Genomic DNA, 20,602 nt, shown 5'->3' with positions numbered 1-20,602 from the left:
GGTTGGACGACCGGTCCGATTGACAGGACTACCGGTGCCCGGCCCCACGTCGAACCTGCCACGTTCCTGCTGGCGGATCCCGGATTAAGCCGGGATCCAGGTGCGGCAACAGTCGATGATGGACACTCCTGCCCGGCCGGAGGGCGGCCGTCTGATCCTTGTCGGCATTTCCCGGGCGTGGCAGACTTGCGCAGCCTCATCGATTCCCGAGCCCATTTCCGGCGCGGTTTAGCGCGCCTTTTCACCCCTGACCTGGAGGGGCCGTGGCCATCACCGGCACGCGAACGCATGCGACCGCGCCGTTGTCTGCCGGCGAATCGTTCATCGCATTCCCGCTCGTCGCGGCAATGGCGGGGGACACCGCTCAGGTGACCGAGTCGGATGTCGGACACGACCTGCCGGAACGGGGCCTGCCCGGGTGCGACCGGTGGTGGGCGGCACGATGACCGTGTACGCGCTGCTGGTAGGTGTCGACGCCTACCGGGCGGTCAGTCCGCTCCGGGGCTGCCGGGCCGATGTTACGGCCGCCCGGGACCTGCTGACCGCCCAGGTCAAGGGCACGCCGCCAGCGATCCGCACGCTGCTCGACGGCGACGCCACCCGGGCGGCGGTCATCGACGGCATCCGGATGCACCTCGGCCTTGCCGGGCCGGGCGACACGGCGCTCTTCTGGTTCGCCGGGCACGGCTCACAGGCACCCGCCCCGCCCGGCCTGTGGTATCTCGAACCGACCGGCATGGTGCAGACCCTGATCTGCGCGGACAGCCGGGAGCACGGCACACCCGACCTGTACGACAAGGAACTCGCCGTGCTGCTCGGCGAGGTGGCGGCCACGGGCGCGCACACGGTGGCGGTGCTCGACTGCTGCTACGCCGGCGGCGCGGCCCGCAACGAGGTACCGGAGCAGGAGGCACGCGCCCGGTACGCTCCCGCGCGCCACGACGTACCCGACATGGCGGCCCTGGTGGCTGCCGCGCCGCTCGCGGCCGACGCGGAGTACGTCGCCCTGGCCGCCTGCCGCTCGTTCGAGCTCGCCCAGGAGTTGCCGCTGAACGGCCTCACCCACGGTGTCTTCACCTGGGCGCTGTTGCGCGCTCTGGCGCGGCTCGGACTGCACGCCACCAGCCGGGACCTGCTGACCCGGGCCCGTTGCCTGGTCGAGGACGTGGTCCCGAACCAGGTTCCGGAGCTCTTTCCCCAGGTGCCCGGGCCCGGCGACCGGCCGTTCCTGGGTGGTCCCCTCGCCGTGGGCGGCGCCGGTGTGGTGATGCGCCACCTGCGCGGCGCCTGGGAGATCGACGCCGGCACCTGTCACGGCCTGCCTCCGGGCACCGGTGACGGGGTGCGTGTCGCCGTCGCGGGCGAGCCGGTACGGCGGGAGGCCCGGGTCGTCTCGGTACGCACCGAGCGCAGCCTGGTCGAGCCGGCCGGCTGGGAACCCGACGAGGAGAAGCAGTACCCGGTGGTGCTGGCGAGCATGCCGTTGCCGGCCACCACCGTCGCGGTCGACGGCGACGAGCCGTTGGTCCGCGCGGTGACCGAGGCGATGGCGCCGTCCCCACACGTACGGCTTGCCGTCGCCGAGGTGCCCGAGCTTCGGGTACGAGCCGACGCCGGCGGCCGGATCCGGATCCTCGGCACGGACACCACACCTGTCGCGCCGGAGATCGCCGGCGGCCCGGCCGCCGTCGGCCGCGTCGTCGAGACGCTGGAACACATCGCCCGCTGGCGGCAGGTCAAGGCACTCGACAACCCGCTCTCCGCGCTCGCGTCCCGGGTGGTGGTGGAGATCGTGGAGGCGCGGCCGGGCGAGCGCCGGGCGCCGCTCGACCGCCCGCCGATCCGGCCCGGTCCGGACGGATCGGTACGGCTGAACTACCGCTTGTCGGGCCACGGCTGGGTTCCGCCCACCGTCTTCATCCGGCTGCACAACCACGCCGGCCGCCCGCTGCATCTCGTCCTGCTGGACCTCACCGACCGCTATCGGGTGTGGGCGGGTCTCTTCCCCGGTGGCCGCGTCGAACACGGCCGTGCCGCGGCAGCGCTGGAGGGCCGCCCGGTCCAGATGGGTCTCCCGCCGGATGTGCCCCCGGCACCGGGCCGGGCGGTGCGGGACTGGTTGAAGCTGTTCGTCGCCGAGGAGCACTTCAGCTCCCGTCCGTTCGAGCTGCCCCGGCTCGGTGAACCGGGGCTCTCGACGCGACGCGACGCGATCGGGCTTCGCGGCGTGCTCGACCGGCTGGGGCGGGCTGCGGTGCACCGGGACGCGAGCGCGGTTGCCGTCGACGACGTCTACGACTGGGCCACCGTCACGGTTCCGATCCGGACCGTCGTTCCGGACGGCCGGCCGTGACCGCCGGCTTCGACGAGCCATCGATCGACTATCAGATCGCCTGGCTCACCGAGGCGTTCGATCGGGCCGAGGGCACCGACCGCGCCGACCTGGCGGTGGCCCTCGCCGAGACGTACACGCAGCGCGCCCAGGACAACGAGGACCCGGCCGACCTGACCGCCGTCGTCGACCTGTTCACCCGCCTGCTGGCAGACCACCCGGACGATCCGGACACCGACGAGTGGAGATTCGAGCTCGGGCTGGCGTACGGCAGGAGGAGCCTGCTCACCGACGACGCCGCCGACAGCGAGCAGGCCATCGCGGTGTGGGAGCCGCTGCGGGCGGAGACCGCGCCGGGCAGCCCGGAACGCGCGCTGGTCGCCGCGCATCTCGCGCAGGCCCACTGGGACAGCTGCCGCCTGCGCCCGGACAGCGGACCGGCGGAGATCCGCCACGCCGCCGAGGCGGTCGACGAGTTGCGTCCGGACGTGGCCGGCACGGATTCGGCCGCCTTCGTCACGCTCCAGTCGGGCATGCTCCACCTGCTCCTGGCGGAGCGACTCGGCGACACCGACCAGTTGCGCCTGGGCATCTCGATGCTCGACGCCGCGCTGCCCGACGCCACGACCGAGACACCGGGCTACCCGCTGGCCGCGTGGATGTTCTGCCGCGCAGGCATCGAGCAGTTCCTGCTGGCGGGCGACCCGGCGATCCTGGACCGGCTGATCGCCGAGGGCCGCCGCGCGGCGGACACCCTCCCGGCGGACTACGACCTGCTGGTCGACCTGGCGGACGCCTACCGGCGCCGGTGGGAGGCCCGCGACGACGCGGCCGATCTCGACGAGGCGATCGCGTGCCTGCGCCGAGCCCCCGACGACCAGCCGGCCGAGCTGGCGGCGGCGACCCGCGCGGCGTGTGGCGAGTTGCTGCGCCTTCGCGCCGTGCGAGACGACTCCGCGGCGGATGCGGACGCGGCGGTACGGCTGGTCGAGGAAGCAGACGGGCTGGCTCCGGGCCAGTGGGGACAGGAACTGGCCGGCGCCCTCTTCGCCCGCTGGCAGGTCAGCCACGCGCTGCCCGACCTGGAACGGGCCGGCGCCCGCATCGACCAGGTCCTGGCGGCCGGCCCGGCGGACCCGGACGCGCTGATGCGGGCGCACATGTTGCGGCTGGCCATCAGCGACGGTCAACTGGCGGACGAGTGGCGCCGCGAACCGGGCCGGGTGCCGGCGAGCGGTCCGCGGGTGTCCCGCGAGGTGGAGGCGGCCCGGCGGGCATGGCCGGTCGTCGACCGGCACGCCGGGCCGCAACCGCGTGCCGCGTTCGCCATTTGTCTGGCCCTCGCCGAGGTGTCTATCTGCGCCTGGAACCCCGGCGCGCTGCCCTCCGACCGGATCGTCGCCCTCCTGGACGCCACCGAGGGAACGGACGGCCTGCCGCCCGAGCTGGTGGACCTGCGCAACCTCGGCCGGAGCGTCGTGTCCTACGCACGGGAAGCCGGGCATCCGGGCCGGTGGGACGAGGACGGGGAGGGGTTCCAGGCCGCCCTGCGCCTTGCGCGCCCGGACGCCCATCCCGAGGTCCGATCCCGGGCGCTGGGGGTGCTTCACCTGATGCTGAACGGTGTCTCCACCCGCTCCGGTGACCTCCGCGCGTTGCAGGCGGCCAGGGAGCAGCTCCGGTCCCTCCGGTCGCCCGACGGTGAGCCGGACCGGGAATCCGTCCTCCTCGCCCGGTTGTTCGAGCTGGGCATTCCCGGCCGGAACCCCGAGGAGTTGGTGGCGGAGGCGGCCGAGTTACGCGGGCTGCTGCGGGATCCCGAACTCCCGTACTGGGCCCGTCTGGCGATGCCGATGGCCGAGGCCCTGGCCGACCTGTCAGCTGCCGCGGGCGGAGAACCGATCGAGCCGCCCGGAGTCGTCGCGGACGGGGACAGTCGTACGCAGTCGATTCAGATGCTGCGGCTCCTGCCGGCCGTCGTGTCGGCTCTCACCCGCCGCGACGTCGCCGCCCTGCGCGCGGCCGCCGAGCAGCTCGGGAAGCTGATCGAGCTGCTCCCGCCGGAGCACATCGGTCAGCTGGGAGCGGCGGTGTTCGGCGGTCGGGCCGAGCTCGGCGTCGCCGAGATCGACCCGGGCGACACCGCCGCGGCCGAGCGCGGGGTGCGGCACCTGGCCCGTGCGATCGACCTGCTCGGCGGCCCGGACCACTACAGCTGGTCGAACACCCTGATGACGTACGCCTCCGCGCTGCGGACCGCGAACCTGCCCGGCGGCCCCCGCCACGCCGACTCACGCGAAGCCGGACTGAGCGCACTTCGTGGCGACCTGGGGCAGGTGCTCGTGCAGTCCGGAACCGACGACGCCTTCACGGCCGCCCGCGACGCGGCGGGTCACGCGGTCACCGTCGCCACCTGGTGCCGTCAGGACACCGCCGACGACGACCTGATCGCCGCGCTGGACGCCGGCCGAGGGCTGGTCCTGCACGCCGCCATGTCGTCACGGCTCATCGCCGACCAGCTCGCCGCCGCCGGCCGCGAGGACCTGGCCGTGCGGTGGCAGCATTCGGCCGGATACGGACACGACCGGCTCACCGGTACGCCGTTGGGCGCCCTCCCCTCGCTTGCCGAGGTGCCGGACGACCTGCGGGCGCAGGTGCTCAGGACCCTCCTGGCGGAGGACCGGAGCGGGATCCTCCAGCCCGCCCGGCCCGCCGAGATCCGGGCGGCCCTGGCCGCGGTCGAGGCCGACGCGCTCGTCTACCTGGTACCGACCACGGCGGACGCTTCGGGTGCGGCGGTGCTCGTACCCCGCGAGGGCGAGGTCGACGTCCTCGCCCTGCCCGACCTGCGGCTCGACGCGGCCGCCGGCTTCGGCCGGCACACCGGCCGGTTCCGCGACGCCCAGCCGGCCGAGCCGTCGGCGGAACCGATGTCGATCGACGACATCTGCGCCTGGGCCTGGTCCTCGGCGATGGGCCGGCTGGTCGCCCACGCCCACCGGTGGCGTAGCGGGAACCGGCCGGCACGCCTCGTCCTGATCCCGCTCGGCCTGCTGGCCACAGTGCCCTGGCACGCCGCCTACCGTGGCGACGGGACCACCCGGCACTACGCGATCGAGGATGTGGTCGTCTCGTACGCGGTCTCGGCCCGCATGTTCTGCACCAGCGCCCACTTCCCGGTCCGGCCGGTACGCTCCGCGCTGGTCGTCGGCGACCCCACAGGTGAACTCGGTTTCGCCGCCGCCGAGGCACGAGCCGTGCACGCCGCCTTCTACCCGGACGGCACCCACCTCGGCGGCGACGTCCCCGGTGACCCCGAGGGCACCGCCACACCGGCCCGGGTGCTCTCCTGGGTGTCGTCGGCCGCGCCCGGCCCGTCACTGCTGCATCTCGCCTGCCACGGCCGGGTGGATCCGCACCGGCCCGCGGACGGGCACCTCGTGCTCGCCGGTGGCGTCCTGCCGGCCCGCCGGCTGCTCGACGAGTCCCGTCTCGCCGAGCTGGCGATCGAGCGGGTGTTCCTGGCCGCCTGCACCACAGGCGTCACGCACACCGACCACGACGAGGCGTTCAGCCTCTCCACCGCATTCCTGGCGGCGGGCGCGCGGACCGTCTTCGGATCGCTGTGGGCGGTGCCGGACGCCGAGACCTCGCTGCTGATGTTCATGGTCCACCACTTCCTCAACACCGAGGGGTGCGAGCCGGTCGACGCGCTGCACCGGGCCCAGCGGTGGATGCTCGACCCGCAGCGCCGGCCGCCGCCGGGCATGCCGGCGGAACTGAGCCGGCAGACCACCGGCGACTCCGTGGCGAGGCCGGAGTCCTGGGCCGCCTTCACCCACTCGGGACGGTGAGCGTCACCAGCCCAGGTGCAGGAACCCCGCCCAGGTCGACAGGTCGTCACCGTCGAGATCGGCCACGCGGCGGGCCAGCGCCGCCGGCATGTCCGCCGGAACCGCGCGCTCACGGTCGACCATCCACCGCTGAGCCCGGTTCAGCGCGTCCGCCGGCCGGCGACCCTCGGCCCGCAGGTAGTGGTGGGCCATGAACATCAGCAGCGAGGTGGCGTCGCTCGGCACCTGCCACAGCGACCCGAAGACGGTCCGCGCGCCGGCCGCCAGGAACGCGGTGGAGAGGCTGAACGCCTCGTCGAACGCTCCGCTGGGGACGCTCGTCGTGCAGGCGGCGAGCGCCACCACACCGATCGCCCCGTCCTTGCGCCCCTCCAGGATGTCCCGTGCGGTGAGCCGGGCCCGGCCGGCCAGCAGCAGGTACGAGCCGTCGATGCCCTGTCCCACCGCGCCGTGGCAGGCCAGATGCAGCATGGGTCGTGCCCGGCCGGCGCGGCGCAGCCAGGCGAGCACCGCCTCGGGGGTGGCCGCCGACGAGGCCCCGGAGTCGTCCGCGTCGTCGACGAGCAGCTCGGCGTCCGGATAGAACGCGGCCCGCACGGCGAGCGCCTCGGTCCGGGCATCCGGCAGGTCGTGGGTGGGATCCCCGACCACCAGGCCACTTCCGTCCTGGGGGATCGGCGTGCGGTCGGCGTTCTCGCAGAGCAGCCGGGCCGAGGGCGCGTAGGAGAACTCGGCCTGCTGCACCGCGTACCAGCCGTCGTGGTCGCGCGCGGCGTGCCAGGGCACGGCGGCGAGCCGGCCCATCGGTACGAGCAGCAGCCGCGGCGCCCGGGACAGGCCCCACCGCCCGGTCTCCGCGAGCAGCGGGCCGATCGCCACCCGCCACGCCCACCCCGCGAGCCGGTCCAGGGAGTCCCGCCACCTGGTGACCGGATCGGCGGTCTCGGCGTCGCCGTCCCCGCCGCCCACCTCGCCCGCGTCGCGGGCCGCCAGCAGGCGGCTGTATCGCCGCACCGGGTCGTCGTCGGACTGCACCAGTGACGGCAGGGACAGCGCGAACGGCTCGCTGCCGTTCGGCAGGACCACCGCCGCACCGGGCACCCCGAGGCGCCCGGGCACCAGGTAGACGAGCGCGTCGTGGCGCATCGCCCGCAGCGCCGTCCGGATCTGGTCGAGCGACGGTGGGTCCAGCACGTCCGGCACCGGCACGTCGCTGAGCCGTGCGCCGGTGAGCGCGGCCAGCACGTCACGCCGTACGTCGGGGTCGTCACTGCCGGTCTGCCAGCGGCGGGCCAGCTCGTCGTGGCCGAGCGCGTGCAGCCGGGCGGGGATCCCCATGGTGACCGTCGCGGCGTACAGCATCAGGCAGCGCCCGGCGTCGAGCGCGCCCACCGCGCCGCCCGCGTCGCCGTCGGCGAGGCACCAGCGGGCGACCTCGGTCGCGTCGTCCACCACATCCCTGGCGGCGGCTGCGGCGTCGGCGGTACCGGCCTGCAGGAGCACGCTCCAGGCGTAGCCGCGCAGCGCGCGTTTACCGGCCTCCCGGCCCTCGGCGCGGCGGCCCGCCAGCCGGTACGCGTGCGCCGAGGCCATCTCGGCGAACGCCCACACCGGGTGCGCCACGTCCCCGGTCGCCCGACGGGCCCTGCCGAGGCGGCGCAGTGCCTCGTCCAGCGCCTCCCGGCCGGCGCCGAGCTCGTAACGCACACAGAGGAACCGGCCCAGCATGACGTCGATCAACGGCCGGTGCGGATAGTCCGGGGGCGCCACGTCATAGGCTCGGCGCAACTGGTTCACACCGCGCGCCAACCGGTCGGCGTCACCTCGTTCGACTGCCTCACGGCAGATGCCGACGCCGGACACGATGAGGTGGAGCGCCCGCTCGCCGGCCGACAGGCCGGGGTCATCGGCGGCTTGGCGCTGTGCCTGCTCGGCTCCGGGCACCCCCGTGAGCACCGCGCCGGCAGCGATGTACCGCCGCAGCGTCGAGGTGCTGGGCGCGGCCGCCGGTAGCCGGTCCACCAGGCCATTCAGGCGCTGAAGGGAGTCGATTACGTCCCCGGTCTCGCCGCGCTGACCGGACCCGAGTGCGTCGACGGTCTCCAGGATGATCTCGGCGAACTGCCGTTGTTCGCCTGTCACCCCGGCGTCGAGCATGGCCCGCACCTGAGCGCGGGTCTGCCGGGCATCGGCGTAGAAGCTCCGGTCCTGCCCGCGCTTCGTCAGCAGGGCCATTCGCAGTGCCACGGCGACCCACGCGAACGGGCCCCCGGCCGCACGGGCCACCAGCTCGTCGGCCCGGACGAACGCGGCGGCGGTGTCGAAGTCGGCGTCGTCGGTGAGCGCCGCGCCGGTGTCGACCATGCCGTGAAGCAGAGCCGCGGCCGTCTCGTCCAGGCCGATCGAGTCGATGGTGGCGCGCTCACGGACGGCCTGGAACTCCTGGCCCCGCAGGGCGGCCCGCAGGGCACACAGGACCAGGGTCAGCCCGACCACAGTGCGCTCCGGACCGGTGTACGCGGCGGCGGCGAAGTCGGCTTGGGCGCGGGCCAACGTCGCCGCATCCCCGTCCCCCTCGTAGCGGCGCAGCCATGCGTAGGCGCGGGCCAGCAGTTCCGCGCTGCCCAGCGGAGGCTCCGACCGGGACAACGCTTCCAGCGCGGCGGTCACGTCCTCCGGTGCGGCGACCCGCAGATGCGCGACCGCGGCGACCGGATCGTGCCACCGTACGCTCGTGGTAGCCGTCACAGGGCCTCCTCGGCACGTCGGCGGAGCCGGTCCGGGTCGGTGACGGTGATCCGGCGGTAGCCGGTCCGGATGACGCCGTCGTCGCGCATCCCGCGCAGCGTCCGCTGCACGGTGTCGTCGACGGCGCCGACGAGCGTCGCGAGTTCGGCGTGGGTCAGGTCGACAGCGATGCGCACCCCACCGTCCACCGGATCGCCGATCACCTCGACCAGCTCCAGCAGCACCCGGGCGAGCCGGACCGGCACCGGGAAGGCGCTGAAGTCGGCGCGACGCAGGTTGGCCCAGTGCAGGCGCCGGCCGACGGTGGCTGTCACCTCGTTCGCCACCTCGAGATGCCGGCTCAGGAAGGCGCGGAAGGCAGCCTGCTGGATGACGGTGGCGCGGACCTCCCCGCAGGCGGTGACGGTCGCGGTTCGCTGGCCGTCGGTGAGCGCGGCGAACTCGCCCACGAGGTCACCCGGGAGGCGTACGGCCAACAGCTGCTCGGTGCCACCGACCGACATGGTCACCTTGGCGACACCCTGCTGGATGATCTCGACGTGGGTGTCCCGCCCGCCCTCGATGAAGATCCGCCGGCCCGACGAGATGTCGCGCGTGACGCCGAGGGCCAGCAGTTTCCCCTGCAGCTCCGGCTCGAGCCGATCCAGAAAGGAGCCGGGTGCCCACGAAGACATGAAGACATTCGAACCGGTCCATCACTACGGCGCAATGGCACGGTAGGGCCGGAAACAAAGGGGCTGTGGGCTGATCGGTCGGCCGAACGACATCCACCGGTGTCTCAGTCGTGGGTACGGCGGGCCGGACGGCCGATACTGTCGTCGTCGATGCACACGCCCGTAGGCTGCGATGCGGAGTGACCGCGAGCCACGGCTACCGACTCCAGGTCGACTGTCAAGCGTGGGCGGGACCGAATGGAGGATCCGGTGAGCTGGGTCGCCAACGTGATGCTGTCGGTGGGCCTGACCGACCGCCGGAACGCGGAGGCATTCATCGGCTGGCTCGACACCCAGTGCCGCTGTCGTGAACCGGGCACGAGTTCGGGCGGCTGCGGTAGCCTGCGCCTCGTCACCGCCGTGGACAACCAGTGGGGCGGGCACAAGAACCCCGAATGTCAGGTGTTCGCTGGTGCACTCAACCACGCCGACCTCACCGCTGTCGTGGCGCGTTTCGGGTCCGGGGCCTGGCACAACCCCAACGCCGTGCAGCTCTTCGTGATGGACCAGGAGCAGTTCTTCTTCCGCGTCTGGATGATCCGCGACGGCGCTCTCCGCCAGTACGCCCCTTCGTCGCCGGACGAGGACGACGACGGGTTCTGGCCTCCCGCCGGTGGCGTGACCGACCTCGGGAAACGGCGAAGCCCAGGCCGATGACCTGGGCTTCTGTACCGAGCCGCCTGACGGAATCGAACCGTCGACCTACGCATTACGAGTGCGTCGCTCTAGCCGACTGAGCTAAGGCGGCAACGATCGTCAAGTGTACGGCACGCCCCGCCGGAAGCCGAACCGGATCCCCCCACCCCGGAACCCGGACAACGGACCACATCCGCCCCGCTACGGGAGAGACTTCGCGCCGCGTCCGGACTACCCTGCGGCGGGTGACCGACGAACCGCCGCGACCGGCACCCGAGGCGCATCCCGGCGAGCGCGCCACCCGCCGCCCTCGCCGTATCGACCCCCGGGAGCTGGGTTTCACCCCGCGCCGGCCGGTGCCCTGGCTCGCGCCGCTGCTGCTGATCAGCACCGGCCTGCGTACGTTGCTGGCCATGCTCTTCGGGGCGTACCTGGACAAGCGCGAGTTGCAGAACGCGTTCAGCGACGGCACGTTCCGGCAGGTCGGGCCGGACGGCGGTCTCTGGCTCGACTACGTGGCCGACCTGGGTGACGGCTTCGACGCCACGTACTCGGTGGCGTACCTGCTCGCCCAGCCGGAGCTGACCGTGGACGGGCGCCGGCTCCCCCGCGCGCAGACGCTGGTGATGGGCGGCGACCAGGTCTATCCGGCGGCGGGCTACGAGGCGTACGAGGACCGGTGCAAGGGCCCGTACCAGGCGGCGCTGCCTGTTGCCCCGCCGGAGCAGCCGACGCTGTTCGCGGTGCCGGGCAACCACGACTGGTACGACGGGCTGACGGCGTTCCTGCGCCTGTTCGTGCGTACCCGGGACCGGCACTTCGCCGGTTGGGGCACCGGCCAGTCCCGCTCGTACTTCGCTGTGGAGCTGCCGGCCGGGTGGTGGCTGCTCGGCCTCGACGACCAGTCCGGGTCGTACCTGGACGACCCGCAGCTCACCTACTTCGACGAGGTGGCGCGCAAGCTCACCCCGGAGTCGAAGGTGATCCTGGCGGTGCCGGCGCCGACGTGGGTCAAGGCCGTCGACCACCCCAACGCGTACGACTCGATCGACTACTTCATCCGTACGCTCGTCGCGCCGACCGGGGCGCAGGTGCGGGTGCTGGTCTCCGGCGACCTGCACCACTACGCCCGTTACGCCGGGCCGGACCGGCAGCTCATCACCTGCGGCGGTGGCGGCGCCTACCTGTACCCCACGCATCGGCTGCCGGAGACGCTGGAGGTGCCGCCGCGCGACACGCTGACCCGGCGGGCCAGCAACACCCAGGAGTACGACCTGGCCGCGCGCTACCCGGACAAGGCCCGGTCCCGCCGGTACGGCTGGGGGATCTTCGCCCGCCTGCCGTTCCGCAATCCGGGCTTCGCCACGCTGCTCGGCACCCTGCACACGCTGCTGATGCTGGCCATGGCCGGGGTGGCGGCGCAGCGGGTGGGCACCACGGAACAGCGGCTGTTCAGCGTGCCGCTGGCGATCATGCTGGTGGTGGCGATGATGGGCGCGGTGTTCTTCGCCAAGCCACCCACGGCGGGCGGGAAACGGCACGCCCGGCACTGGATCCTCGGGGTGGCGCACGGGCTGGCCCAGGTGGCGCTCGCCGCCGGGGGCACGTGGGTGTGGTTGCGGCTACCGTTCTACGACTGGCCGTGGCCGTTGCCGGCGGTCGCCGCGCTGGTGCTCTACGGCCCGGTGATCGGTCTGGTCGCCAGCCAGCTCGTGGCGCTCTACCTGCTGGTGGCGGGCGCGTTCGGGGTGAACCTGAACGAGCTGTTCGCGGCGCAGGGCATCGAGGACTCGAAGGCGTTCCTGCGGTTCCGGATCGACCCGGACGGCACGCTGACGATCTACCCGATCGCGGTCGACCGGGTGTCCCACGACTGGCAGCTCAACCCCGACCAGTCCCCCACCGCCCCCTGGCTGACCCCGAAGACCCCGCTGACCCCCCGCCTGGCCGAACCCCCCATCGTCATCCGCTGACCCGACCACCCCGGTGATCAAGGAGTTCGTGTCCTGTCCGGGCGCGATCGGAGACACAAACTCCTTGATCACCGGGGAAAGGGTGGGGGGAAAGGTGGGTGGGTCAGCGGTTTTCGTGGGCCTGTCTGGGGCCGCAGACCGAGGCTCGGGAGCACATCGAGCGGGAGCCGTCGGCGTCCAGCCGGACCGTCACCGCGTCGCGCGGGACACTGTGGCCGACCACCTTGCCCTCGCCCTGCGGCGTGGACACCCGGCTGCCGACCGCGGGGGCCGTCTCCTGGAACTTCTGGTACAGCGGGTGCTCGTACTTCAGGCAGCACATCAGCCGCCCGCACGCACCGGAGATGCGCAGCGGGTTGAGCGGCAGATCCTGGTCCTTCGCCATCCGGATGGTCACCGGCTCGAAGTCGTTGAGGAACGTGGCGCAGCACAGGTCACGCCCGCAGGAGCCGATGCCGCCCTGTACGCGGGCGGAGTCGCGGGCGGAGAGCTGCCGCAGCTCGACCCGGCAGTGCAGCGTGGCGCCCAGGTCGCGGACCAGCGAGCGGAAGTCGACCCGGTGCGGCGCGGTGAAGTAGATGGTGGTGCGGTCGCTGCCGTTCTCCGGGGTGGCCAGGACGTGGTCGACGGCGACCACCTTCATCGGCAGGCCGTGTTCGCGGATCAGCCGCTTGGCGGCCACCTTCGCCTCGGCCTTGCGCCGGCGCAGCGTCTCGTCGCGGCGCAGGTCGTCGTCACCGGCGATCCCGGCCAGTTTCGGGAAGCCGTCGGTGTCCTCGCTGACCCACTGCGCGGCCCACACGCACTCGGCCACCTCGGGCCCGTCGTCGGTGGGCACCAGCACCCGGTCGCCCACCTGCGGGCGCAGCTCGCCCGGGTCGAGGTAGTAGAGGCGCCCGTACCGGTTGAAGCTGACCGCGCAGAGCATGCCCATGCGCCCCACCCTACGCGGATCGATGCCCGCCGCACGGCACACCTGTCGCCGCCCGGTCACCCGCCGCAGCGATCATCGTCGTCGACCCGGCCGAACCGGCCCCTTCGCCTCGCCCGGACGGCTGAATCTGCGTCGCCCCCCTGACAAACACCGCGTGAGCGCGTTGAGTGAAGGCATACCTGCGGGGGGTGCAGGGGAAGGCCACGGCGCCGCCGCCGTCACCGGCCACGGCCGGTCCGGCGCGCGGCGCCGTGGACCGTCAGTAGCCGATCCGGGTGGTGCCGCCGTAGCGCGGGGCGGTGGTGGCGCGGTCCCGCCAGGGCATCTCGGTCAGGCTCGGCCCCCACTGCCGCAGCAGCGTCTCGGCGCCGTCGTAGGCCACCCCGAGCACGCCCAGGACCCTCGTGGCGATCTCGGCCGCGGCCGATGCCCCGAACCGGCCGGGCTCGACGCCGGGCCGGGTCGCCGCGTGCACCGCGACCGCCTCCGCCGAACCCAGCACCTCGGCCAGCGCGCGGGCCAGCGCGGCCCGGCTGCCCTCCACCCAGCCGGCCAGCGCGTCGGCGTAGCCCGCCGTCGACTCCAGCCGCCCGACCAGGCTCTCCGGCCCCTCGTCCAGGTGTCGCAGCAGCGCGGAACGCGCCTCGTCGTAGGCCGACGCGGCGGTGCCGGACCAGGCGACCTGGTCGGCCAGCAGGGCGCAGGTGTCGTCGTACCCCCGGACGAGCCGGCGCACGGCGTGCCCGGCGCCGGTCAGCAGCGCGGGATGCAGGTCGAGGAACTCGCGCACGGCGACGCCGGGAAGGACCTGCATCCGGCGCAGCAGCGGCCAGAGCCGGTGCCCCTCGGGCGCACCGGCGGCCAGCAGCGTGTCGACGCGGGCGAGCAGGTCGAGGCCCGGCTCGGCGAGGCGGTCGAGGGCGTCCATCAGGCCTCCCGGGCCAGCCGCCGGGCGACCGCGTCGTCGGCGGCGGCGTAGCGGTCGGCGGCGCTGCGCAGCGCCGCCGCGGCGGCGGCCAGCCGGACGGCGGCGGCCTGCGCCTCGCGTGCCCGGTCGGCGGTGGCGAGCATCCACTGGCGGTGCAGCGCGCGGCCCACCTCGCCGGGGCGGCCGGCGGCGTCCGCGCCGAACGCGGGGTGCGGCGGGTCGGTGGCGGTCACCGTGCGGGCCAGCGTGGCGAGGGTCGCGCCGGCCTCGTCGAGACGGGCGGCCAGGGCACGCAGCGTCTCCATGTCAGGCTCCCGCCAGCGGCCGGTAGGCCGCGAACGTCTCGTTGTGCAGCTTCTCGCGCGCCCACTGGGCCGCGTCGGCGGCAGCGGTCACCGCGGCCTGCACCGAGCCGGCCACGTCGCGTGGGCTGCGGTGGTGCAGCGGGCCGAGGAAACGCACGTCGGTGATGCGCCCACCGGCGGTCACCACCACCTCGACGAGCCCGTCGGGCGAGCGGACGGTGACCTCGACCGTCGCGACCGCCTGGTCGAACTCGGCCTGCAGGTTCTCGATCCGGCGGTAGCGCCGCACCGCCTCCTCGATCCAGGCCTCGTCGATCTCGCCCCGCGGCATCGGCGGACTCCTCCCGGCCGGTCGGCCAACCCTCACTGAGCGTGCCGCCACGATCACCACGGCATCACCGGACCGTACCGCACCTCAATCGCGCGTGTCGATGCCCTGTGGACAGCGCGGACGGGCCCGGCTCAGCCGCGCCAGAGGGCCAGCATCATCGCCTCCACGGCGATCCGCGGCTTGACGTTCGCCTCGATCGCCGCGCGGCACTCAAGCACCGCCTCCAGGCGGCGCAGCGAGCCCTCGGCGTCCCACTTCTGCGCGCCCGCCCCGGCGAGCGACGCGGTGTCGGCGTGCACCGGGGCGACGGGCGCCCGCAGCGCCATGGTGAGCGCGTCCCGGTAGAACCCGGCCAGGTCGACCAGGGCGCGGTCGAGCGCGTCCCGCTGGGCACGGGTGGCCCGCGACTTCTGCCGCTTCTCCAGGTCCTTGAGCTGACCGGCCGCGCCGCGCATGGCGCCGGCCGCGCCCCGGCCGGTGCCGCCCGCGCCGAGCGCGGTCTGCAACGCCGTACGCTCCGCCTCGTCGATCTCCGCGACGGACGCGGCGGCCTCCGCCTCGGCGGCCTCGATCAGCGCCGAGGCCGCGTCGAACGCCGCGCCCACGCCGGTCAGCCGGCGCGGTACGGCCAGCACCGCGTCCCGCCGCTGCCGGGCCTCCGGGTCGCGGGCCAGCCGCCGGGCCCGGCCCACGTGCCCCTGCGCCGCCGCGGCGGCCCACTCGGCCACGTCCGGCGCGATCCCGTCGCGGCGCACCAGCACCTCGGCCACCGCTGTCGCCGGCGGCTGCCGCAGCGGTACGACCCGGCACCGCGACCTGATGGTCACGGAGATGTCGTCCGGGTGGGTGGACGGGGTGCAGAGCAGGAAGACGGTACGCGGTGGCGGCTCCTCGATCGCCTTGAGCAGCGCGTTGCCGGCGGCCTCGGTGAGCCGGTCGGCGTCCTCGATGATCACGATCTGCCACCGGCCGCCGGACGGCGCGCTGGCCGCCCGCAGCACCAGCGCGCGCATCTCGTTGACGCCGATGGACAGGCCCTCGGGCACCACGACCCGCACGTCCGCGTGGGTGCCGGTGAGCGTGGTGTGGCAGCCGGGGCAGCTGCCGCACCCGGTGCCGTGCACGCACTCCAGCGCGGCGGCGAACGCGCGGGCGGCCACCGAGCGGCCCGATCCGGGCGGGCCGGTGAAGATCCAGGCATGGGTCATCCCGGCGCCGGGATCGGCCTGCGTGGCCGGTACCGGAGCCGGATCGCCGTCGTAGTCCTCGGCGAGCGCGTCGAGGTCGTCGTACCCGCCGGCCGGCCCGCCCGCGCGGACGGTCACCGACGCGGCGGCGCGCAGCAGCGCGGCGGCCGAGGCGGCGGCCCGCCGCAGCGTGGCCACCGCCTCGTCCTGCCCGACCAGATCGCCGAAGACGTCTGTCATCTTCGGGGTTGCTCCATCGTCACCAGCTCCGCGTCGGATAACTCGGGCTGGACCGAGGTGTCCGGGCCCTGCGCCGGACGGGGGTGCACGATCCCGCCGGGATCGGCGAGGAACTCACCCACCCGGCCGGCCACCGCCTCGGCGATCTCGTCCACCGGGCGGGAGGCGTCGAGGACCAGGTAACGCTTCGGGTCACCGGCGGCCAGGTCGAGGAAGGCGTACCGGACCCGCTCGTGGAACGTCAGCGACTCGGCCTCCAGCCGGTCGGTGCCCTCGTTGCGGCCCTCGACCCGGTTCAGGCCGGTACGCGGCTCGACGTCGAGCAGCACCACCAGGTCGGGCTTGAGGCCGCCGGTGGCCCAGGAGGAGAGCCAGGAGACCTCGTCCACCGGAAGCGTCCGGCCGGCGCCCTGATAGGCCAGCGACGAGTCGACGTACCGGTCGCTGATCACCACAGCGCCGCGCACCAGCGCCGGGCGGACGACGGTGGCCACGTGGTGCGCCCGGTCGGCGGCGTAGAGCAGCGCCTCGGCGCGCGGCGACGGTGCCTCGTCGGGAGCGGTGCCCAGCACCAGGGAGCGGATCCGCTCGCCGACCGGCGTGGCGCCCGGCTCGCGGGTGACCACCACGTCGCGGCCCTGCGCCCGCAGGCGCTCGGCGAGCACGGCGAGCTGGGTGGACTTGCCCGCGCCCTCGCCGCCCTCGAAGACCACGAACAGGCCGCTGGAGACGAACGGCTCGGCCGGCATCAGCGGACGGCCCCGGATCGAGCCCCACAGGTCGGCGAGGACCGGTACGCCCTTCTTGTCGTCCATCTGGCCGAACGCGCTGATGCCGGCGATGATGCCGGCCGCGCCGGCTGCGAGCAGCAGCAGACGGGTCGAGGAGATGGAGATGCCCAGGTCGGCGATGGTGAGCTGGCGGGAGCCGCCGACACCGACCAGGAGGCTGCTCAGCGCGATGGCCAGGATCAGCACCAGCCGGGTGCCGATCTGCACCACGGCGAAGACCCGGCCGCGTACCTCGTCGGCCACCTCGCCGCCGAGCAACGTGGTGCCGGCCAGGAACGCCATGCCGGCACCCGCGCCGACCAGGATCGCGCCGAGGATGGCCATGGACAGGTGGATGGCGAAGGCGAGCACCAGCACGGAGGCGCTGGCGAGCACGATGCTCATGCCGAACCAGCGGCGGCGGGACATGTCCCGCACGATCATCGGCCCGAGGCCGATGCCGAGCGCCAGGCCGACGAAGATCGCGCCGAAGAGCAGCGAGAACGCGGCGTCACCGGCGCCGAGCGAGTTGGCGAAGAACTTGCCGGTGCCGACCACGATGCCGCCGCCGGCGAACGCGCCGAAGATGCCCAGCACCAGGCCGCGGACGAGCGGGGTCTGGCCGATGTATTTCCAGCCCTCGGAGAACTGCCGGAACATGCTCTGCTCCGTGCGCTCCGCCTCGGCGCGCTGGGCCTGGCTGATCTCCTTGATCCCGAACGCCACCACCAGCGCGGTGGCCAGCCGGGAGAAGGCGTTGAACCAGAGCGCGAGCTGGGCCGGCTCGGCCCAGTCGGGCAGGTTGCCGCCGACCGCGCTGGGCAGGCCGCGGGTCAGCACGGCCAGGGCGACGGCCGCGGCCACCGGCGTGAGGCCGTACGTGGTGATCAGCGTGAGCTGGTTCGCCGCCTCCAGCCGGGTACGCGGGATCAGGTTGGGGACCGCCGCCTCCTTGGCCGGGATCCACAGCAGGGTGATCGACTCGATCAGGAACGTGGCGATCAGCGCCCAGCCGACCACCAGCCCGCCCGCCGCGCCGGTGAGCGCGTACAGCGGGATCGAGGCGAACAGCACGAAGCGCAGCAGGTCGCAGATGACCATGGTCCACCGGCGGTCGAACCGGTCGGCGAACACGCCGGCCACCGGGCCGAGCACCAGCGCCGGGAGCAGCCGGATCGCGGTCACGCCACCGAACGCGGCGCCCTGGGCGGTGCTGCCGGAGACCTGGGAGGCGGCGAAGAGCGCGGTGGCGAGCAGGCCGAGCCAGTCGCCGAAGGAGGCGGCGCTGAGCACGATCCACAGCCTGCGGAACGGCCGGATGCGCAGCACCGAGCGGATGGCGCTGAGACCCGAGTGGTCGGCGGCTGTCCCGGGCGACGACACGCCGGGCGACTCGCCGCTGTTCTGGCTTTCGATGGCCGTACCTCCACGTGCCGGCCCAGGTCTGGGCATCCCCGGTGGAACACTCTAGTCGCGCAGGAGAGGTCGTCCCCCGCGACATTCACCTGCTCGCCGAGCCTAGGCCGCTGAGACCACCGGCCGCAGCCCGGACAGACGCGAGGGTATTTCGCATTGCCGTCCAGACAGTTAGCGTGCAGACGTGGCCATCGACCGTGACAAAACTCGCGATCGTCTCGACCGGGCGACCGCTCACCTCGACCCGCCGTACGCCGTGGTCGACCTCACCGCGTTCGACGCGAACGCCGAGGCGCTCGCCGGCCGGTCCGGCGGCAAGCCGCTGCGCGTGGCGAGCAAGTCGGTACGGGTCCGGGAGCTGCTGACCCGGGCGCTCAAGCGTCCCGGCTGGCACGGCGTGATGGCCTTCACGCTGCCCGAGGCGCTGTGGCTGGTCCGCTCCGGCGTGAGTGACGACGTGCTCGTGGCGTACCCGACGGCGCACCGCGGCGGCCTCGCCGAACTGGCCGCCGACCCGGCGCTCGCCGACGCGGTGACGCTGATGGTCGACGACGCCGCACAGCTCGACCTGATCGACCGGGTGTGCCCGCCCGCGCGCCGGCCCGCGCTGCGGATCTGCCTCGACCTGGACGCCTCCTGGCGCCCGCTGGGGGGCCGGGTGCACGTCGGCGTGCGCCGCTCCCCGGTGCACAGCGCCACGGCGGCCGGCACGCTCGCCGCCGTCGTCGCCGGCCGGCCCGGCTTCCGGCTGGTCGGCCTGATGTCGTACGAGGCACAGATCGCCGGCCTCGGCGACGCGCCGCCCGGACAGGCGATGCTCGGCTCGGCGATCCGGGTCGCGCAGCGCGGGTCGTACCGGGAACTGCTCGCGCGCCGCTTCGCCGCGGTCAGCGCGGTACGCGAGCACGCCGACCTGGAGTTCGTCAACGGCGGCGGCACCGGCAGCGTGGCCGCCACCAGCGCCGACCCCGCGGTCACCGAGGTCACCGCGGGTTCCGGCCTGTACGGGCCGACGCTGTTCGACGCGTACCGTGCCTGGCAGCCGACCCCGGCGGCGTTCTTCGCCTGCGCGGTGGTCCGCCGCCCGGCGCCCGGGCTGGCGACGGTGCTCGGCGGCGGCTGGATCGCCTCCGGCCCGGCGGCGGACAGCCGGCTGCCACGGCCGTGGCTGCCGGCCGGGCTGAAGCTGCTCGGCGCGGAGGGCGCCGGTGAGGTGCAGACCCCGCTGGCCGGGAAGGCCGCCGACGACCTGCGCGTCGGCGACCGGGTGTGGTTCCGCCACGCCAAGGCGGGCGAGCTGTGCGAACACGTCAACGAGGTGCACCTGGTCGAGGGGGACGCGGTGGTCGCCACCGTGCCGACCTACCGGGGCGAGGGGCACGCCTTCCTCTGATCTGCTCCACCACGTGACGACGGCGGGCCCCGGCGCCTCGGGAACCCGCCGTTCACCGTGTCGCTCAGCCCTGGTGGGCGGCCTCCGGGAGGGCGTTCACCTGCCGGTGCAGGTACTCCCGGATGAGCGCCTTCGCCTCGACCAGCACCCGCTCGTCGCCGTCGGTGCGGCGGCGGAAGGCCAGCTTGATCAGGGCGTCCGCGGCCTCCACCGCGACCTCCAGGTGGAACCGCAGGTCGGGCACCCCGGCCAGGCCGAAACGCTCGGTGAGTACGCGGGCGAGCTGCTCCGCGATGACCCCGTTGTTGTCCCGCTGGTCGTCCAGCAGGTGCAGGTCGACCACGTCGCCGAAGTGCAGGGTACGGAAGCCGGGGACGGTGCGGTGCATCGAGATGTACTCGTCGATCGCCGCGTCGACGCCGTCCCACCAGTAGGTCAGGTCGTCCGAGGAGAACCGCTCGTCGAGCCGCTGGAGGTAGGACTCCATGGTGCGCAGCGTCAGCGCCTGCACTATCGCCCGCTTGTCCGGGAAGAACTGGTAGACCGACCCGATCGCCACCTCGGCGCGCTCGGCGAGCAGGGTCGTGGTCAGCCCTTCGTACCCCACCTCGTCGACGAGCTCGGCGCAGGCGTCCAGCATCCGCTGGACCCGCGCGACACTTCGACCCTGCACCGGTACCCGACGCAGCGGCCCGGTCGTGGCGGCTGGTGTGGACACTCGGCGCCACCCCCCTTCGACGGATGAACATATCTGCACGTCACGAGTCTGTGACTACCGGTACAACGAGCCGGGCTCGATTGCGGTATTTACCAGGCACAACGTTCCTGATATGAATTCACTT

The 20,602-nt window shown here is 73.7% G+C and carries 14 protein-coding genes and 1 tRNA gene; 5 read left to right on the top strand and 10 right to left on the bottom strand.

Annotated features, from left to right (window positions below; translation table 11 throughout):
* Positions 1-427: 427 nt before the first annotated feature.
* Together ACGFIA_RS10300 and ACGFIA_RS10295 are read left to right on the top strand one after the other, a co-directional pair.
* The gene (locus ACGFIA_RS10300) at positions 428-2,353 is read left to right on the top strand and encodes a caspase family protein (protein ID WP_357469764.1); all 1,926 of its coding nucleotides are present in this window, start codon (positions 428-430) and stop codon (positions 2,351-2,353) included.
* Positions 2,350-6,186, top strand: a complete 3,837-nt coding sequence (locus tag ACGFIA_RS10295) for a CHAT domain-containing protein (protein ID WP_393259530.1) — start codon at positions 2,350-2,352, stop codon at positions 6,184-6,186. Before ACGFIA_RS10300 ends, ACGFIA_RS10295 begins: the two co-directional genes overlap by 4 nt.
* Positions 6,187-6,189: 3 nt before the next feature.
* Here ACGFIA_RS10295 and ACGFIA_RS10290 read toward each other — a convergent pair whose 3' ends face one another.
* Complete coding sequence (locus tag ACGFIA_RS10290; protein ID WP_393259528.1) at positions 6,190-8,934, bottom strand: CHAT domain-containing protein; 2,745 nt, start codon at positions 8,932-8,934, stop codon at positions 6,190-6,192.
* A complete protein-coding gene (locus ACGFIA_RS10285) occupies positions 8,931-9,608 on the bottom strand; it encodes a Crp/Fnr family transcriptional regulator (protein ID WP_357387496.1) in 678 nt (225 codons plus the stop codon). Before ACGFIA_RS10285 ends, ACGFIA_RS10290 begins: the two co-directional genes overlap by 4 nt.
* Positions 9,609-9,857: 249 nt before the next feature.
* Between ACGFIA_RS10285 and ACGFIA_RS10280 the strand changes: the two genes are divergently transcribed.
* Positions 9,858-10,304 carry a squamosa promoter-binding protein 15 gene (locus ACGFIA_RS10280; RefSeq protein ID WP_357469755.1) on the top strand — a complete coding sequence of 149 codons (447 nt, stop codon included), beginning with the start codon at positions 9,858-9,860 and terminating at the stop codon, positions 10,302-10,304.
* A gap of 17 nt (positions 10,305-10,321) precedes the next feature.
* Here ACGFIA_RS10280 and ACGFIA_RS10275 read toward each other — a convergent pair.
* Positions 10,322-10,395, bottom strand: a tRNA-Thr gene (locus tag ACGFIA_RS10275).
* 133 nt (positions 10,396-10,528) lie between these two features.
* Here ACGFIA_RS10275 and ACGFIA_RS10270 point away from each other — a divergent pair.
* Positions 10,529-12,256 (top strand): metallophosphoesterase, encoded by a 1,728-nt coding sequence (locus tag ACGFIA_RS10270; protein WP_357469752.1) that lies wholly within the window; start codon positions 10,529-10,531, stop codon positions 12,254-12,256.
* 103 nt (positions 12,257-12,359) lie between these two features.
* On the opposite strand, the gene ACGFIA_RS10265 is transcribed toward ACGFIA_RS10270, so the two are convergent.
* The 6 genes from ACGFIA_RS10265 to tmk form a co-directional block, all read right to left on the bottom strand.
* Complete coding sequence (locus ACGFIA_RS10265) at positions 12,360-13,190, bottom strand: regulatory iron-sulfur-containing complex subunit RicT (RefSeq protein WP_357387490.1); 831 nt, start codon at positions 13,188-13,190, stop codon at positions 12,360-12,362.
* A gap of 259 nt (positions 13,191-13,449) precedes the next feature.
* Positions 13,450-14,118, bottom strand: a complete 669-nt coding sequence (locus ACGFIA_RS10260; protein WP_393259525.1) for a hypothetical protein — start codon at positions 14,116-14,118, stop codon at positions 13,450-13,452.
* Positions 14,118-14,423 carry a hypothetical protein gene (locus ACGFIA_RS10255; protein WP_393259523.1) on the bottom strand — a complete coding sequence of 102 codons (306 nt, stop codon included), beginning with the start codon at positions 14,421-14,423 and terminating at the stop codon, positions 14,118-14,120. Before ACGFIA_RS10255 ends, ACGFIA_RS10260 begins: the two co-directional genes overlap by 1 nt.
* A gap of 1 nt (position 14,424) precedes the next feature.
* Positions 14,425-14,754, bottom strand: coding sequence for a YbaB/EbfC family nucleoid-associated protein (locus tag ACGFIA_RS10250; RefSeq protein WP_013473591.1), 330 nt, complete (start codon positions 14,752-14,754; stop codon positions 14,425-14,427).
* A 131-nt stretch (positions 14,755-14,885) separates the two neighbouring features.
* Complete coding sequence (locus tag ACGFIA_RS10245) at positions 14,886-16,181, bottom strand: DNA polymerase III subunit delta' (RefSeq protein ID WP_357390683.1); 1,296 nt, start codon at positions 16,179-16,181, stop codon at positions 14,886-14,888.
* Complete coding sequence (tmk, locus tag ACGFIA_RS10240; RefSeq protein WP_357390685.1) at positions 16,178-18,334, bottom strand: dTMP kinase; 2,157 nt, start codon at positions 18,332-18,334, stop codon at positions 16,178-16,180. Before tmk ends, ACGFIA_RS10245 begins: the two co-directional genes overlap by 4 nt.
* A 217-nt stretch (positions 18,335-18,551) precedes the next feature.
* Here tmk and ACGFIA_RS10235 point away from each other — a divergent pair, with 217 nt between their 5' ends.
* Positions 18,552-19,760, top strand: a complete 1,209-nt coding sequence (locus ACGFIA_RS10235) for an amino acid deaminase/aldolase (protein ID WP_357390687.1) — start codon at positions 18,552-18,554, stop codon at positions 19,758-19,760.
* Positions 19,761-19,824: 64 nt separating this feature from the next.
* Here ACGFIA_RS10235 and ACGFIA_RS10230 read toward each other — a convergent pair whose 3' ends face one another.
* The gene (locus ACGFIA_RS10230; RefSeq protein ID WP_357474607.1) at positions 19,825-20,400 is read right to left on the bottom strand and encodes a TetR/AcrR family transcriptional regulator; all 576 of its coding nucleotides are present in this window, start codon (positions 20,398-20,400) and stop codon (positions 19,825-19,827) included.
* Positions 20,401-20,602 lie beyond the last annotated feature (202 nt).

It is taken from the genome of Micromonospora sp. NPDC049203, from assembly GCF_043197215.1.
In the GTDB taxonomy this organism is placed as follows: Bacteria; Actinomycetota; Actinomycetes; order Mycobacteriales; family Micromonosporaceae; genus Micromonospora.
The sequence above is the reverse complement of the archived record's forward strand: the minus strand, read 5'-3'. Positions and strand labels throughout refer to the sequence as shown.

Excerpts from the sequence above, each read along its gene's own strand:
- ACGFIA_RS10285 (WP_357387496.1), bottom strand. The coding sequence starts at position 9,608 with ATGTCTTCGTGGGCACCCGGCTCCTTTCTGGATCGGCTCGAGCCGGAG.
- ACGFIA_RS10265 (WP_357387490.1), bottom strand. The coding sequence starts at position 13,190 with ATGGGCATGCTCTGCGCGGTCAGCTTCAACCGGTACGGGCGCCTCTAC.
- ACGFIA_RS10260 (WP_393259525.1), bottom strand. The coding sequence starts at position 14,118 with ATGGACGCCCTCGACCGCCTCGCCGAGCCGGGCCTCGACCTGCTCGCC.
- ACGFIA_RS10255 (WP_393259523.1), bottom strand. The coding sequence starts at position 14,423 with ATGGAGACGCTGCGTGCCCTGGCCGCCCGTCTCGACGAGGCCGGCGCG.
- ACGFIA_RS10250 (WP_013473591.1), bottom strand. The coding sequence starts at position 14,754 with ATGCCGCGGGGCGAGATCGACGAGGCCTGGATCGAGGAGGCGGTGCGG.
- ACGFIA_RS10245 (WP_357390683.1), bottom strand. The coding sequence starts at position 16,181 with ATGACAGACGTCTTCGGCGATCTGGTCGGGCAGGACGAGGCGGTGGCC.
- ACGFIA_RS10230 (WP_357474607.1), bottom strand. The coding sequence starts at position 20,400 with ATGCTGGACGCCTGCGCCGAGCTCGTCGACGAGGTGGGGTACGAAGGG.